Source organism: Mycobacterium sp., from assembly GCF_035499775.1.
GTDB lineage: Bacteria > Actinomycetota > Actinomycetes > Mycobacteriales > Mycobacteriaceae > Mycobacterium.
This window is the reverse complement of the sequence record NZ_DATJYB010000017.1, coordinates 21,018-35,895: the sequence shown is the minus strand read 5'-3', so window position 1 is coordinate 35,895 and position 14,878 is coordinate 21,018. Positions and strand designations below refer to the sequence as shown.

At 66.7% G+C, this 14,878-nt stretch carries 18 protein-coding genes; 5 read left to right on the top strand and 13 right to left on the bottom strand.

What is annotated here, in order from left to right:
• The 3 genes from VML93_RS01185 to VML93_RS01175 form a co-directional block, all read right to left on the bottom strand.
• A partial coding sequence (locus VML93_RS01185) for an SDR family NAD(P)-dependent oxidoreductase (protein WP_325606829.1) occupies nt 1–158 on the bottom strand: 158 nt, incomplete at its 3' end.
• Nucleotides 155–610, bottom strand: coding sequence for a tautomerase family protein (locus tag VML93_RS01180; protein WP_325606813.1), 456 nt, complete (start codon nt 608–610; stop codon nt 155–157). The genes VML93_RS01185 and VML93_RS01180, both read right to left, overlap by 4 nt.
• Nucleotides 611–629: 19 nt before the next feature.
• A complete protein-coding gene (locus VML93_RS01175) occupies nt 630–1,790 on the bottom strand; it encodes an LLM class flavin-dependent oxidoreductase (protein ID WP_325606811.1) in 1,161 nt (386 codons plus the stop codon).
• Nucleotides 1,791–1,858: 68 nt separating this feature from the next.
• Here VML93_RS01175 and VML93_RS01170 point away from each other — a divergent pair, with 68 nt between their 5' ends.
• Nucleotides 1,859–2,371, top strand: coding sequence for a hypothetical protein (locus VML93_RS01170; RefSeq protein ID WP_325606808.1), 513 nt, complete (start codon nt 1,859–1,861; stop codon nt 2,369–2,371).
• Here the strand turns inward: VML93_RS01170 and VML93_RS01165 are convergent.
• From VML93_RS01165 to VML93_RS01155, 3 genes are read right to left on the bottom strand one after another with little or no spacing between them, the layout of a single operon-like run.
• Nucleotides 2,368–2,667 carry a hypothetical protein gene (locus VML93_RS01165; RefSeq protein WP_325606834.1) on the bottom strand — a complete coding sequence of 100 codons (300 nt, stop codon included), beginning with the start codon at nt 2,665–2,667 and terminating at the stop codon, nt 2,368–2,370. The two genes, VML93_RS01170 and VML93_RS01165, sit on opposite strands and share 4 nt — an antisense overlap.
• The gene (locus tag VML93_RS01160) at nt 2,556–2,882 is read right to left on the bottom strand and encodes a phosphotransferase (RefSeq protein ID WP_325606806.1); all 327 of its coding nucleotides are present in this window, start codon (nt 2,880–2,882) and stop codon (nt 2,556–2,558) included. The genes VML93_RS01165 and VML93_RS01160 overlap by 112 nt, the downstream gene beginning before the upstream one ends.
• Nucleotides 2,765–3,406: a hypothetical protein gene (locus VML93_RS01155; protein ID WP_325606832.1), complete on the bottom strand. Its 642-nt coding sequence runs from the start codon at nt 3,404–3,406 to the stop codon at nt 2,765–2,767. Before VML93_RS01155 ends, VML93_RS01160 begins: the two co-directional genes overlap by 118 nt.
• Before the next feature lie 23 nt (nt 3,407–3,429).
• Here VML93_RS01155 and VML93_RS01150 point away from each other — a divergent pair, with 23 nt between their 5' ends.
• Complete coding sequence (locus tag VML93_RS01150; RefSeq protein ID WP_325606804.1) at nt 3,430–4,278, top strand: SAM-dependent methyltransferase; 849 nt, start codon at nt 3,430–3,432, stop codon at nt 4,276–4,278.
• Nucleotides 4,279–4,284: 6 nt separating this feature from the next.
• Here VML93_RS01150 and VML93_RS01145 read toward each other — a convergent pair whose 3' ends face one another.
• Entirely contained in the window at nt 4,285–5,115 is an 831-nt protein-coding gene (locus VML93_RS01145) for a glycoside hydrolase family 16 protein (protein ID WP_325606801.1), read from the bottom strand.
• Between the two features lie 48 nt (nt 5,116–5,163).
• Nucleotides 5,164–6,618, bottom strand: coding sequence for an aldehyde dehydrogenase family protein (locus tag VML93_RS01140; protein ID WP_325606799.1), 1,455 nt, complete (start codon nt 6,616–6,618; stop codon nt 5,164–5,166).
• A 222-nt stretch (nt 6,619–6,840) separates the two neighbouring features.
• On the opposite strand from VML93_RS01140, the gene VML93_RS01135 reads away from it, so the two are divergent.
• On the top strand, nt 6,841–7,884 hold the full coding sequence (locus tag VML93_RS01135) for a M48 family metallopeptidase (RefSeq protein WP_325606797.1): 1,044 nt from the start codon (nt 6,841–6,843) through the stop codon (nt 7,882–7,884).
• A 47-nt stretch (nt 7,885–7,931) separates the two neighbouring features.
• Here VML93_RS01135 and VML93_RS01130 read toward each other — a convergent pair whose 3' ends face one another.
• Nucleotides 7,932–9,554, bottom strand: a complete 1,623-nt coding sequence (locus VML93_RS01130) for an FAD-binding protein (protein ID WP_325606827.1) — start codon at nt 9,552–9,554, stop codon at nt 7,932–7,934.
• Between the two features lie 41 nt (nt 9,555–9,595).
• Nucleotides 9,596–9,847 (bottom strand): hypothetical protein, encoded by a 252-nt coding sequence (locus VML93_RS01125; protein WP_325606794.1) that lies wholly within the window; start codon nt 9,845–9,847, stop codon nt 9,596–9,598.
• A 202-nt stretch (nt 9,848–10,049) separates the two neighbouring features.
• Between VML93_RS01125 and VML93_RS01120 the strand changes: the two genes are divergently transcribed.
• On the top strand, nt 10,050–11,390 hold the full coding sequence (locus VML93_RS01120; protein WP_325606825.1) for an acyltransferase: 1,341 nt from the start codon (nt 10,050–10,052) through the stop codon (nt 11,388–11,390).
• Here VML93_RS01120 and VML93_RS01115 read toward each other — a convergent pair.
• The 3 genes from VML93_RS01115 to VML93_RS01105 all read right to left on the bottom strand — a co-directional run bounded on the left by VML93_RS01115 (nt 11,345) and on the right by VML93_RS01105 (nt 14,459).
• Nucleotides 11,345–12,526, bottom strand: a complete 1,182-nt coding sequence (locus tag VML93_RS01115; protein WP_325606792.1) for a MinD/ParA family protein — start codon at nt 12,524–12,526, stop codon at nt 11,345–11,347. The two genes, VML93_RS01120 and VML93_RS01115, sit on opposite strands and share 46 nt — an antisense overlap.
• A 137-nt stretch (nt 12,527–12,663) precedes the next feature.
• Nucleotides 12,664–14,124 (bottom strand): amino acid permease, encoded by a 1,461-nt coding sequence (locus tag VML93_RS01110; RefSeq protein ID WP_325606789.1) that lies wholly within the window; start codon nt 14,122–14,124, stop codon nt 12,664–12,666.
• A 68-nt stretch (nt 14,125–14,192) separates the two neighbouring features.
• On the bottom strand, nt 14,193–14,459 hold the full coding sequence (locus tag VML93_RS01105; protein ID WP_325606787.1) for an EF-Tu/IF-2/RF-3 family GTPase: 267 nt from the start codon (nt 14,457–14,459) through the stop codon (nt 14,193–14,195).
• Between the two features lie 40 nt (nt 14,460–14,499).
• Here VML93_RS01105 and VML93_RS01100 point away from each other — a divergent pair, with 40 nt between their 5' ends.
• Nucleotides 14,500–14,868 carry a hypothetical protein gene (locus VML93_RS01100; RefSeq protein ID WP_325606785.1) on the top strand — a complete coding sequence of 123 codons (369 nt, stop codon included), beginning with the start codon at nt 14,500–14,502 and terminating at the stop codon, nt 14,866–14,868.
• Nucleotides 14,869–14,878 lie beyond the last annotated feature (10 nt).

The following is a 14,878-nucleotide window of genomic DNA, read 5'->3' as shown; positions in this document are numbered from 1 at the left end:
GCCGAGCGCAACTCTTCGGCGACCCGGCCCGCGGCCTCGCCGTCGACGTCGAGCACGGCGACTTTGAGGCCGCGTCGGCCCAGCTCGTGGCAGGTGGCTTCACCCATGCCCGACGCGCCGCCGGTCACCACCGCAACGCGGCCGTGTGTGTCCGTCAATTCGGCCCCTCCTGGTCGTCCAAGCCTTCCGAGACAAGCCCCTTCACCTGCTGGTAGTAAACGACTTTGCCGGCCCCGGCCCAATTGCCCTCGGGTATCTCGTGAATCAGCGACCACACGTGATACGCGCGCGGACCCTGCGGATCGATGTCGGCGGCAGCGCAGACCGCCGCGTGCACGTCGGCGACGAGTTGTTCCTTGCGGTCCTTCGACAGCGCACCGCCGAACACCGTCAGGTCGACGCGAAATCGGGGCGGGCCGGGTTGGCGGCCACCCACCAACTGGGCCGCGGGCTCCAGCGCGTGCAGGTAGACCAGAGTGTTGTCGCGCATGAATGCGGTGTCGGGGGCGCGCTCGGCGCGCAGCAACGCCGTGACCAACTCGTCGGCCAGCCTGCCCAGCGCCTCGTCGTGCAACGAATCACGCACATACGTCACGTCGATCATCGGCATTGCGGATCGTGCTCCTTAGTCAGCGAAATCGATTCTCTCCCAGCTTTCTCAGCCCTCGCACGGCCTTGATGTACGGCGCGGTGTTGGCCGCGCTCCTGCGCAGACTCGGTTGGATCGCGCCGGCGTTTCCCACCACGAGGTAACGCATGCCGCGGTCATGGAACTCCGCTAGCTGCTCCACGACCTCGTCCGGCGTTCCCACCGCGAACAACTCTTTCACCAGCGAGCGAGGGACTTTCGCGGCGTAACCCAGCGCGGTCTGTTCGTCGATCAGTTGAGGTATGAGGTCTTGCGAGCCGGTGAAGTCGGCGCCCAGCGGATGCTCGGCGCCGTGCCGTGCCCACGCTTCACCCGAGCAGTTGAGGGTGAATATTCTCGCGATTTCGGACTCCACCACCTCGTCGATCTCGTCGCGGGACCGGCCGGTGACGATGAACCGGATCAGTGCGGGCGTGACGGCCGCCGGGTCGCGGCCGGCGTCCGACGCCGCCGTCCGCACCAGGCCGAGTTGTTCGCCGTATTCGTCAGCCCGGGTTGTCCCCGGGAACCACCCGTCGGCGTAGCGACCGGTGATGCGCATCATCCGCGGGCCGTGCGCGGCGACCCAGATCTCCGGCCACTTGCCCCGGTAGGGCGGCAGCGCGAACGTCGCGTTGTGCAGCGGAAAGAACGGCGAGTCCCGGCTCACCAGGGCACCGTTGGAATCCCACAGGGCGCGGATGGTGGCCACGGCTTCCTCGAACCGCGCCACCGGCTTGGACCAGTCCACGCCGTACGGCGCGTTGCTTTCCCGTTCACCAGTTCCGATGCCCAGCACCGCCTTGCCGCGCGTCAGCAGATGCAGTGACGCGGCCGCCTGTGCGGTCACGGCGGGATTGCGCCGACCGGTGTCGGTGACGGCCACGCCCAGGCGCATCCGGCCAACCTTGTTGTGACCGGCCAGATATCCCAGGATCGTCCACGGCTCCAGGTGCGCATCCATCTTGGGAATCACCTTGGCGGCGCCCACGTGCTTGGGGGTCCACATCGACGGCGGCAGCACCGACTGCAGGTGGTCGGCCACCCAGAAGGAGTCGGCCCCACAGGCAGCGGCGGTCAGGTAGTCGGCCTGCACCGGAGGTTTGGGGCCGTAGCGGGAGTTGATCGTGTTGTTCATCACGCCAACCCGCAACCCGGTCATCCCGACGACTCCTCTGCTCGACCCGACTTAGTCGACCATCCCCGAACGGCATCGGGCAAGATTCACCCATGCCAGCAATGCCGATGTACGTGCGCCACACCCGGGCGGTGCAACTCGACGAGCTCTCAGGCCCGATACGCGACAAGTTGGCCGAACACGCCGAGTCCCGCGAGATCGACCTCCGGAGTGTCAGGGCGTGGCTGACCCACAGCGAAAACCCGCCCGCCAGTTCGGGATTCGGGAAGCTGCTGAAGCGCCGTGCGAATCCGTCCGATCCCGACGACGAACACTGCACGGTTGTGGTGCTGCACCCGACACAAGTGCTGGTGGCCATCGACGGCGCGAAGCGGGGGACCTCGGTCTTGTCGTTACCGTTGGCGCAGGCGTCGCTGGCTACCGGGCTTGGCCTGACCGGCGCGCTGACGTCTGCCGCGATCGACGGGACTGGATTCACGCTGACCGGCTTCCCCGGTGAGCAGACCGGCAGCTTCTACATCGGGCTAGGCCCGGAAGCCGATGCGGCGGAATGCATTTCCGCGGTGCGGTCGGCGATCACCGCCGCCAAGAACCCGGCCGACTAGATCAGTTCTGCCAACAGCTCGACCGATTGGAGCTGCGTGCACGCCTGCGTTGTCCGTCGGGTGGCGGCTACACCGATCTCGAGCGGCTGCCACTTCGACGCCATGCCCGCCGTCGACGTGGCCGCGACCCAAGAGTAGACGGCGAACAGCCGGTATTGCCGCCACGCGTCATCCTCGGTCAGCGTCACACCGGCCTCGCCGAGCAGCGCGCAGTAGCGCCGCAGCCAGTCGTGCTCGTTGGCGGCACGCACCTCTCCGGGAATCGAGTTGCACAGCACGTATGCGACGTCGCGCATGCCGGGCGCCCGGCCCAGCACCCCCAATCGAGAAAGCCGGTGCGATCGCCGTCGGCAACGTCCACGAACAGATTGCCGATGTGCGGATCGCCGTGGATCAGGGTGCGCGGTCCGGAATTCCACAGCCGCACGATCGCTGCCGCGTTGGCAAGGTAGTAGTCGGCGATCCGGTGAAACGACGCGTCGAGTTCGTCGCCGAGGGTGTCGACGGCCATCTGCACGAACATCGTCGCCCCCCGCCGCCGGAAATACCCGCGCCGGTCCTCGCGAGCCAGCCCAGGTCGTCATCGAATCGGGTTGACTCCCAATACTTTGCGTGCAACGCGGCAAGTTGCTCGACGATGTCCCCGCCGCGGCGCTCGATGTCAGGATCCCCAGGACCGGGGAACCGGCAGCCCGACGCTTCCAGGTCCTCGAGCACCATCACATAGCGCTCGCCGTCGGTGCCGGCGTGGTACGGGCGCGGAACACGCACCGGCACTTCCGACGCCAAGTCACGGTAGAAGCGCGCCTCCGCGACGCCCATGCCCACGGCGGCGACGAACTTGCGCTGCCTCGCGTCGAACGGCGCCAATTTGACGAAAACGGTTGCCGGCAGCGTGGGGTCACCGCTGAGCCGGAAACGCGACCGGCCGGTGGTGCCGGAATGCTGGTCGACGAGCTCGGCGGAAGCCACGTCACGTCGCAGCGCCTCGGCAAAGAAAGCCGGCGTCAGCTCGGCGACTTCCTGCGGGATCATGCGGGGATGCTATAACGCAACGTATGCCAGACGACGGGCATCTCATCACGCACGTTTCCGACACCGCCCGCTGGACAGCCCTGCACCGGGCCACCGAATCGGCGCGTCACGACGCATTGTTCAACGACCCGTTCGCCGAACGTCTCGCCGGTGAGCAGGGCCGCGCCATCGTCGCCAAGGCTCCGCGGGCCACCCGCAACGGCTGGTGGCTGATCGCGCGCACCAAGATCATCGACGACACCATCGTCGAGGCGATCGCCGACGGCTGCGACCGCGTGCTCAACCTGGCCGCCGGCTTGGACACGCGGCCCTACCGGCTGGACCTGCCGGCCGACTTCAGCTGGATAGAAGCGGATCTGCCCGGAGTGCTCGCGGAGAAGGCGCAGCTGCTCTCCGGTGAGACCCCGCGCTGCCGGCTGACCCGGACCGACGTCGATCTGGCCGACCCGGGCGCCCGCGACGCCTTCTTCGACGAGGCGCTGGACGGCGCCACGAAGGCGCTGGTGCTGACCGAGGGCCTGGTGATGTATCTGGAAGACCGCGACGTCGACGCGCTGTCTCAGGCGATCAAACGGCCCGAGGTCGCGTGGTGGATGCTCGACATCGTCGGTCCCGGCCTGCAGAAGATGATGAACAAGCGGATGGTCGGCCTTTTCGAGAATGCGCCGTGGACGTTCGCACCGGAGAACGGGTTCGGCTACTTCGAAAACCTCGGTTGGCGAACCGCGGAGGCGGAATCACTGATGACGGCGGCCCAACGCTTCCACCGCCTACCGCCGATGCTGCGGCTGTATACGCGGCTGTCCAAGCCTGATCCGCGCCGTCCGGGCGCCCGAGAGCGCTGGAACGCCGTGGCCCGCTTGACCCACTGAGTGCGTCTACCAGACGCGGATGTAGTCGACGAGCATCTGCGCGGGATAGCTGCCGGGCCCGGGGTCGCCGCCGCCGGAACCCGCGACGGCGAGGTTCAGGACCGGAAACGCCGTGTAGCCCGGCTCGTTGAACGGCCAGTCCGGCAGCGAGCTGGCCGGGACGTCGAAGTAGGGGGCCGCGCCGTCGGTGTAGTCCTGCCAGAAGCGGATACCGGCCGCGTCCCATTGACAGCGCCAGGTGTGCCAGCCGCTGTTCAGCGCGACGTTGTGGGTCTTCCATTCGCCGCCGTTGGATTTCGCGTGCACCGTGGTCGCCGAGGGCCAGCTGCCGTTGCCGTACCACTCGATGACGTCGATTTCGCCGTGATCGTCATTGCCCAGCCAAAATGCCGGCCAGCAGCCGGCCGTCAGGCAGTCGAACTTGATGCGGGCTTCCCAGGTATGGCCGACGCCGCCGCGCCAGGAGCTTTGAACCTTGCCGCCGAAGTAGGTGGGGCCGTCCTTGGCCGCACGCAGGACGAGGTTGGACTTGCCGTCGACGAAGACGTTCTGCCGATCGTCGCGGTACTGCCCGACATGCTCGGGCAGCTCCCAATACGTCGGGTCCTTCATGGTTTCGCGGGCGCGCGCCACCATCCACTTCGACCCGTCCGGAGCCGAGCCGGCCGGGCCGTCGAACTCATCCTGGAAGATATAGGGCCCAGGCTGGCCGTTTGGCGCCTTGGGCACCGGCGACTGGCGCCCCGGCTCAGCCCCGGCCTGGGGTAGCGGGATCGCGGCTGTCAGTGCCGCGAAGCCCGTCATCAACATCATGCTGCGACGATCCATCTCGGGCATAAGCACAGCACCATAGCAGCCGAGGCCGTACAGGGCGAAAACGTGAATTCAAAGTTGGGCCCACACCGACTTGGTTTTCAGGTAGGCGTCGATGCCCTCCCAGCCGAACTCGTGACCCCATCCGGACTGCTTGTAGCCCCCGAATGGGACCGCGTGATCGAAGACCAACTGGCAGTTCAGCGTGACGGTTCCGGCGTCCAACCGCTTGGCCAGCCGATGCGCCCGGCTGAGGTTGTTCGTCCAGGCGGTGGCGGCCAGACCGTAGGTCGTGTCGTTGGCCATGGCCACGGCTTCGTCGTCGTCGTCGAACGGCAGGACGGTGACGACGGGCCCGAAGATCTCCTGTTGGTACAGCCGCATGCCGCGGTCGACGTTGGTGAGCACGGTCGGGTGGACGAAGTAGCCTTTGCGGTCCAACCGGTGGCCGCCGGTGACCACCTCGACGCCCTCGTTCTTGCCCTCGTCGATGAAGCCCATGACCCGGGTGAGCTGCTTGGCGCTGATCAGTGGGCCGCTCACGCAGCCCTCTTCCTTGGGGCCGCCCAGCTTGATCGAGTTCGCGACCATGGTGAGGCCTTCCACCACCTGGTCGTACACGCCGCGCTGCACGAAGATCCGCGACCCGCACACACAGCCCTGACCGGAGTGCACGAAGATCCCCATCGCCGCCATCGGGATCGCCTTGCGCAGGTCGGCGTCGTCGTAGATCAACACCGGCGACTTCCCGCCGAGTTCGAGCATGACCTTCTTCAGGTTGCCCGCCGACGCTCGCACGATCTCCTTGCCGACCTCGGTGGACCCGGTGAAGGCGACCTTCTCGACGCCGGGATGCGCGGTGATCGCCGCGCCGGCGGTGTGGCCGTAGCCGGTCAGGAGGTTCACAACGCCCTCGGGCACGCCCGCCTCGGCGATGAGCTTGTCGAGCAGGAACGCCGAGAGCGGTGTTTCCTCAGCGGGCTTGACCAGCATGCTGCAGCCTGCGGCCAGCGCCGGCGCGAGCTTGGCGCTGGCATTGAAGATCGGGCCGTTCCACGGGAAGATCAGCCCCACCACGCCGAAGGGCTCTTTCAGGGTGTAGGCGTGCATGTCCACATAGGTGTCCGACGCGATGCCGCTGGTCTTGACGTCGAAGGCGTTGCCACGGACCTTGCTGCACCATCCGGCGTAGTAGCGGAAGAACTCGGCGCAGGTGGGAATCTGCAACTGCGCCTGCATCAGGGGCATGCCGGTGTTCAGCGAGTCGAGCTGGGCGAACTCCTCGGCGTGCTGGTCGATCAGGTCCGCGATGCGCCACATGACCTTGGCCCGCTCGCGCCCCGGCAGCCCGGCCCAGACGCCCGACTCGAAGGCAGTCCTGGCGCGCGCGACGGCCTGGTCGACGGCTTCTCCGCCGCAGTCGGCGAATTCGGTGATCGGCTCTTCGGTCGCGGGATCGATGACCGTGATGACGTCCCCCGTGCCGGGTCGCTCGCGAATTTCGTCCAATACCGTCTGCAGCGTCACCGTGGATCCCTTCGTCTGTTACCCGGATGCTGAGCACTTGCTTAGCATTGTGCGTGTCGTGGGGTCAAGGTTCCTGGGGCGCGGCGTCGAATCGAGCCTGCACTGAGGGCGTCGAAGCTGCACTGAGAGCGCGCGGAATCGCCCGCTGGTAGCGCTGGATGCAGTCTCGACGCTCCATTTGGGTGCGGTAACTCCGCGATGGGCAGACCTATGCTCGAAGCTATGTCTTCGCCACCCGCCACGACCCGCACCTCGTTCCCGGGGATCAGCTCACGGGCGTGGGAACACCCCGCCGACCGGACCGCACTGTCTGCGCTGCGCCGGCTGAAGGGCTTCGATCAGATCCTGAAGCTGATGTCGGGGATGCTGCGCGAGCGCCAGCACCGGCTGCTGTATCTGGCCAGTGCGGCCCGGGTCGGACCGCGCCAGTTCGCCGACCTCGATGCGCTGCTCGACGAGTGCGTGGACGTGCTGGACGCGCCGACGAAGCCGGAGCTTTTCGTCATCCAGTCGTCGGAGGCGAACGCGTACACGATCGGCATGGACCAGCCGTTCATCGTGATCACCTCGGGGATCTACGACCTGATGACACACGAAGAGCTGCGCTTCGTGGTGGGCCACGAGCTCGGACACGCACTGTCCGGTCATGCGGTGTACCGCACGATGATGATGCATCTGATGCGGTTGGCGCGGTCGTTCGGCTTCATGCCCATCGGCGGTTGGGCGTTGCGCGCGATCGTCGCCGCGCTGCTGGAGTGGCAGCGCAAGTCGGAGCTGTCGGGCGACCGCGCCGGCTTGCTGTGCGGCCAGGACCTGGACACCGCAATCCGGGTGGAGATGAAGCTCGCCGGCGGCAGTCGGCTCGACAAGCTCGACTCAGAGGCCTTTTTGGCGCAGGCCGCCGAATACGACCGGTCCGGCGACATGCGCGACGGGGTGCTCAAGCTGCTCAACCTGGAGCTGCAGACGCATCCGTTCTCGGTGCTGCGCGCCGCCGCGTTGACCAAGTGGGTGGACACCGGCGGCTACGGACAGGTGATGTCCGGCGACTACCCGCGCCGCGAAGACGACCACAAAGCCAAGTTCTCCGACGACCTCGGCGACGCCGCCCGCCATTACAAGGATGGCTTCGACCAGTCCGAGGACCCACTGATCAAAGGCATCCGCGACGGCCTGGGCGGCATCGTCGACGGCGTGGGGCGCGCCGCCACTACCGCCGCGGATTCGTTGGGCCGCAAGATCACCGAGTGGCGCAACCCGAAATAGGGCGAGCAGACGTAAAAGCACCCGAAAACAGCGGTTTTCGGGTGCTTTTACGTCTGCTCGGCACCATAGACTGCCGCGTGGGCCCCAGCCCGTCGCCCGGAGAATACGCAGTCGGCCAGCGACAATCCGCTGACGTAGGAATTGGAGCAGATACCGATCGCGGTGCGCCCGGCCGCATACAGACCCGGGACAGGATCACCGGAACCGGTGACGACGGCCCCGGTGTCTTCATCCACCCGCACGCCGCCCAGGGTCAGCATCGGCGTCGGGTTGAGCAGACTGCGTCGGATCGAGATGTTGATCAGGGTGTACGGGCCGTCCCCGACGCGGCGGGTGAACTCGGCGGGCTTGCCCATTGGATCGGGCGCACCGGCGTCGATCGCATCGTTGTGCGCGGCAACGGTTTTCGCCAGCCCGTCGGGATCCACACCGGCCGCGCGGGCCACTTGGTCGAGGTTGGCGCCGCGCTTGGCGTCCAGCACCACCTGTCCTTCACCTTGCAGTCGCTGAAACCAAATCGATTGCACCGGAACCTGTTTGCGGCGCTCCCGCATCAGTTCGGCGTCGGCCAGTATCCAGCCCTTGCCGTCGTGATTGCGGATCATCGCCTGCCCGGCGGCCGCGCCGTACCGGGTTTCGTCGATGATCCGCCGGCCCTGTTGATCGACGATGATCGAGCCCAAAAACGCGCTGGGAGGTGTGATGAATCGCCATGCCGACACGTTGTCCATCCGGTCGGTGACGCCCCCGGCTTTGACGGCCAGGGCGATGCCGCTGCCGTCGTCGCCGGTGGTGCCCAGGGCCAAACCGCAGCTGAACTGCGGCGCGTACCGCTTGATCCAGTCGGTGTTGGCGATGTAGCCCCCGGCGCACAAGATCACCCCGCCACGCGCCTGCACCCGCAGCGGGGTGGCGTACCGCTGTTCCAGGCGACGCATCCGGTGCTCCATGACCTTGCGCAGCGGCGGATAGTAGACGCCCGGTTTGGCGGCCAGCGACGCTGCGGTGGCGAACTGCTGCTGGACCCAGCGCGGCGCGCTGTTCAGCGTGAGGGCCTGCACGCCCACGACGCGACCGGCTGCGTCGGTGATCAAATCCGTTGCCCTGGTGTGCTCGTACAGACGAACACCCATCGACTGCGCGGATTGCGCCAGCGGGCCGTAGAGCTTCTTTCCCGAGGTGCCCTTGCCCTTGACGCGATGCCCGCGCGGTACCGGTCGGGTCACGTCGCGGAACCCGCCGGAATTCTCGCTGCCCGAGTAGTACAGGTAGTACTTGTTGTTCGGATACGACACCTTGTATGGGCACATCGACGGGTCGAACGGGACACCGTGGCCGCTCAGCCAATCGATCATTTCGACGCTGGACCCGGCGAAGCGCTGCAGAGTTTCGGGACGCACCACGTCGCCGACTTCGAGTTGTAGATAGGTCAGGAAGTCCTCGGTGCTGTCGGTCACGCCGGCCCGGCGCTGTACGACGGTTCCGCCGCCCGCATAGATGATGCCGCCGGACAACGATGTCGTGCCGCCGCCGCCGAACCGGTCCAGCGCGACAACCTCGGCGCCGTGCTCTCGGGCCGCCAGCGCAGCGCAGGTTCCGGCGGCGCCGAATCCGACCACCGCCACGTCGGCCGAGATATCCCAGGCATCGTCATTGTTGATATCGGGCACGCTAGCCCCCGGCGCGAGCAGACGGCGCCAGATCCGGAAGGTCAAGATCCTCTGTTGTAGCGGGTCAGGAATCCGACGGCCGCGACGGCCGCGACGGCCCCGGTCACACCCCACAGCACGAACTGGAAGACCGAGCCGAAGAACAGGCCGAACGTTGCCGTGATGTAGAGCAGCCAGATGATGCGGTAGACGCTCCATACCGCGTAGACGGCGGCGCCGATCCCGATCCACAGGCTGCGCTGGCGATCCACACGGTTGATCTGCTCTTCGATGTTGGCGGGCAGGATTTTCATTTACTTTCTCGCTTTCTCCCTTTGGCGCGTCGCCTCGTTGGCGTCGTCGTTGCGGTAAGTACAGACGGCGCGACGGGCTACCGATCCCAAAAAGTTCGAGTAGCAATACGCGGGCAAACGGGTAGAACTACGCAGGCATCGGCAGCGTGCGAAAAGTGATGCTTTCCGGGTGACCACACAACAGACACCCCTCAAGGGGCTCATGGGCTTTCCCAACCCCACCGACCTGGCCGCCAGCACCCCGGCCGACCGCGATCGCGTCGTCGACGTCATCCGCATCACCGCGCTGCTCGGCGTGGTGATCGGCCACACCGTGATGGCGATCAGCGTCATCCGCAACGGCGTGCTCAGCTGGGACAACCTGGTCACCACCTCGACGGTGTTCCAGGCCCTGACGTGGGTTTTCCAGATCATGCCGCTGTTCTTCTTCGCCGGAGCCGCAGCATGTGTCGCGTCGTGGCGGCCGGGCACCAACTGGGGCGGATGGCTGATGAAACGCTGCACCAGGCTGTTCCGGCCGGTGTTCTACTACTTCGGTTTTTGGGCGATCGCGCTGACGATGCTGCATCCCGTGCTGCCGCATCGCGTCTACCAGTCCGTCGCCGGCATCAGTATCCAGCTGCTGTGGTTCCTCGGTGCCTATGTGCTGGTGCTGGCGGCGATGCCGGCCCTGTCGCGGATCATGACCGTCAAGCATCTCACGGCCGGGGTGGCAATGGTCTATGGCGTTGCCGCGGTCGTCGACGCCGTCCGGCTGCACTGGGCCGTGGCGGCGCCGCTCGGTTATCTCAACTTCGTGGTCTGGCTCATCCCGGCCATGTTCGGCGTCGCCTACCGGCGTCAGCTGCTCAGCCGACGCGCGGTGCTGGGTACCGCGGTGGCGCTGTTCGCCGTCGACGTCGCCCTGGTGCGGTGGGGCCCGTACTCGCTGAGCCTGGTCGGCATCGAAGGCCAACGTCTGACCAACATGTTCCCGCCGTCACTGCTGCTGGCCGGGCACGCGATCGTCCTGAGCGCGTTGGCCGTCGCGGCCGCCCCGGCCATCGCCCGCTGGGCGCAGCGTCCACGGGTGTGGTGGTGGACCGCCGTCGGCAACTCCGGCGCGATGACGCTGTACCTCTGGCACATGCCGGTACTGCTGGGCATCCATGTGCTCTTCGACAGCTTCGGGCATCCCCGCTATCCCGGCCAGCCGCACTTCCTGGGGACCACCATCGAGCAACTTTGCGTCATGGCCGGGATCGTGGCCGTGCTGTTCGTCGCGCTGCGGCCGCTGGAGAACAACCCGCTGCCCGGATGGGACGGCGTTCCAGCCATCAAGTCAGCCTGGCGCGGCGTAGGGGTCGGCACGCTGCTGTGCGTGGCCGGGGCGGCAACACTGGCGGCGGTGAAGTGGGGCCTCAAAGACGACGGGCTGGTCTGCGTCGCCGTGATGCTGACCGCACTGGTGGCCGCTCGGGTGCTGGCCGGGAGGTCTGAAGCCCGGGTCAGAGCGCCTCAGCGGATCATTTCGATCCAGGCGCCCAAGTCGTCCTCGCGATAAGGCCGCACGTGGCTGCTGGAATAGTGCTGTGCGACACCACCGGCCAGTGCCAGCACGGCTTTGCGGGTCTGCGGTTTGAGAGCGCTGAAGTCGACCGCCAGCCCCTGGGCCAGATGCAGGTCGTAGGGCACCCGGAAGACGCTGGAGACGAACTTGCCCAACTCGTTCTCGGCGACTTTGAGGTCGACAAGCGCGCGGCCGTCGCGCGTCGCGTTCAGCGCCACGACCGTCTGCGGCAACAACCGCTCGAACCCGTGCGCGTACAGCCAGTCCAGGGTGGCCAGGGCGCCCTCGACGCCCCGCACGTCTTGGGACGCCACGACCACCAGGCCCGTCACATCACCGGCGATCGTGTTGAACAGCGGGTCGGTGATCGACGTCCCGCAGTCCAGCAGGATCACGTTGCAGTGCCGCTCCAGGATCTTCATCGTGGCCGAGTAGTCCTCGGGGCCCAATGTGTATGAGGCTTTCGGATTGTTCTGGGCGCTCAGCAGCTCGAGCCGGTCGTTGTTGAGCACGGTGTGCACCCGCACACGCGAGTAACGCTCGATGTTTTGCAGCGACGCGACCTGCTCGATGTTGGCGTCCGGCCCGCCGCGCTCACTGAACCGCGCCGACAGGTCGCCCAGGTCGGGGTCGACATCGACGGCGATCACCCGATCGCCGCGGACCCGGGCGATGGCGTTACCCACCGCGACCGTCATCGTGCTCTTGCCCACCCCGCCCTTGGCGCAGACGAAGGCCACCTTGTGCACGTCGTCCAGCGTGGCGCGAATCCGGCTGATCAACTCGGCGGCCTGCTGCTGCTTGGCCCTCGGTCCCGGGTTGATGCGCCCGCCGGTGAGGTTGGCGATGGTCTTGCGCCAACCCCCCGCGGCCGTGGGACGCATGCGGGTGGCCAGCAGGTTCCGCCCGTCGTCGCCGAAGGGGTGCTGGGGTACCGGCGCGGACGCTGATTTCTCGGGGCCGGTCGGGGGTCCCTGCCCTTCGGGGGCACCGCCGTCGGCGTGGGGACGCTGGCGCGCGACATGGTGGTCGCTCGCGCTGTGGCCCGCCTCTATTGAGGGCGCCCGTCCGTCGTCCGGCGTCGGCTGGTGATGGGGCTCGTGGTGGAGCGAATCAGTTGGAGTGGTCATACCGGATCGTGCGCTTTCCGCTCGTGGAAACGTTGTCCCTCGTCAGAGGACGAGAGCCGAGGAAACAATAGTGCGAAGGGCGCGGTTACGTAACCCGAATCGGCTCGATCTTTTTTCTGACGGCCGTCAAGCCCGGGTCAGCCGGCAGCGTCGTTCTGCTGCCCTGAGTGGTTCATTTCGGCCTGGAACAGGCGGTATTGCTCCGCGCGGCCGGGCCGGCGCCGGACGATCAGCCAACCGGTCGCGAGAACCACGAACCAAGACGGAAACCACGCCAAGGCGACCGCAGTCGCCCTTTCCATGCACAGCGTCCAGATCACGAACGCAAAGAAGGCCAGGACGGCCCAGGACATCGCCACGCCGGCCGGCATCGGGTAGATCGAGTCGTCATGACGCTGCGCGTGCCGGCGGCGGTAGACCAGGTAGCTGACGACGATCATCGTCCACACGAACATGAACAGCAGCGACGAAACGGTCGTCAGGAGGGTGAAAGCGCCCATCACCGAACCCCTGACATAGAGCAGCGGAATGGAGCTCAGCAGCAGGACAGCGGTGACGAGCAAAGCCGGCGCCGGCACGCCGCCGCGGTTGAGCCGGCGGAATGGCGCCGGGGCGCTGCCCTCGTCTGCGAGGCCGAAAAGCATGCGCCCGGTGGAAAAGACTCCGGAGTTCGCCGAGGAGGCGGCCGAGGTGATCACGACGAAATTGACGATCGACGCCGCGGCGCCGAGCCCGGCCAGCGAGAACATCGTCACGAACGGGGACTCGCCACTCTCGAACTGCCGCCAGGGCACGACGGTCAGGATCGCCAGTAGCGAAGCGATGTAGAAGATCGCCACCCGCAGCGGGACGGCGTTGATCGCGCGGGGGAGCGTACGACGCGGGTTTGCCGTCTCGGCCGCGGCGGTGCCGACGAGTTCGACACCGACGAACGCGAAGAACGCGATCTGGAACCCGCTGACTACACCCATGAAGCCGGTCGGGAAGAACCCGCCGTCGTTCCAGAGGTTCGCGACGGTCGCGTGATGGCCTTGCGGTGAAACGAAATTGGTCGCGAGCAGGATCGCGCCGACGGCGATGAGGCACAGGATCGCGGCCAGCTTGATCAGGGCGAACCAGAACTCGATCTCGCCGAAGTTGCGGACACTGAACAAGTTGAAGACGAGTACCAGGCCGACGGTGATCACCGCCGGCACCCAGCCCGGCAGGTCGGGCCACCAGAACTGGGAATAGCCGGTGATGGCAACTATTTCCGCGACACCGGTCACGATCCACGCGAACCAGTACGACCACCCGATGAAGAACCCCGCCGCGGGTCCCAACAGGTCGGCCGCGAAGTCGAGGAACGACTTGTAGTTCAGGTTCGACAGCAGCAGCTCTCCCATCGCGCGCAGCACGAAGAACACGAAAAACCCGATGACCGCGTACACCAGCAGGACCGCCGGACCGGTTTGCGAGATCGTGCGTCCGGACCCCATGAACAGACCGGTGCCGATCGCGCCCCCGATCGCGATCAGCTGGATCTGACGGTTGGAAAGGTCGCGGTGCAGATGGGGGACAGCATCATCGGCCTGCGGAACCGTGACTTCGCTGGCCATGGCAAAAACATTAGGGCTTAACGACTTACCCGGCCGCGCAATTTGCGGATGAGTATGTCGCCGGACAACTAACCTCGAGCGCCCGCCGATGTGATGAGGTCTCCGGCGACAAGGTGGCCGTCGGTGACCGCCGAGAAGAGCAGGCCGACGGTGTCGCCGATCGTCGCCATGTCCACCCTCTTGCGGGAGATCTCGATTCCGTCCACCGTGACGACAGGCCCGTTGTTGACCTGGACCGTGTCACCGACGCGCACCTCCCCCGACTCCACCTGGCCGGTAGCCACAGCCCCGCGACCGCGGATGGCGAAGACGTCCGTGACCGTCATACGGAACATGTGCGGCACGCTACCGGGTGGCGACCGTACGCTGACGTTCGTGGGCTGGTTCGATCGCGCGCGAAAGGCCAGTGCGGGCCAGCGCGTCACGCGGGCCGACAAGCGGCAGGCGGAGGACGCCTTCGCCGAACTCAACGCACTGCGCGCCGAGCGCGAGCGGCTGACTCGCGAGGGGCTGGCCGGCACAGCAACGATCGTCGGAATTCGCGAGAACGTCGGGACGGGAATGCTGGGTTCCTGGCATGAGCTGGAGCTGGACGTTCACCTGCCCGACCACGACCCGTACCGCGCGACCCGGCGCGTTGCACTCGAGCTGTCGACCGCCCCGCACATCCGGGTCGGCGCCGACGTGCCGGTGCGGGTCGATCCCCGCGACCGGTCGAAAGTCCTTGTCGTCGCGACGCTGTGATGGCGTTCGG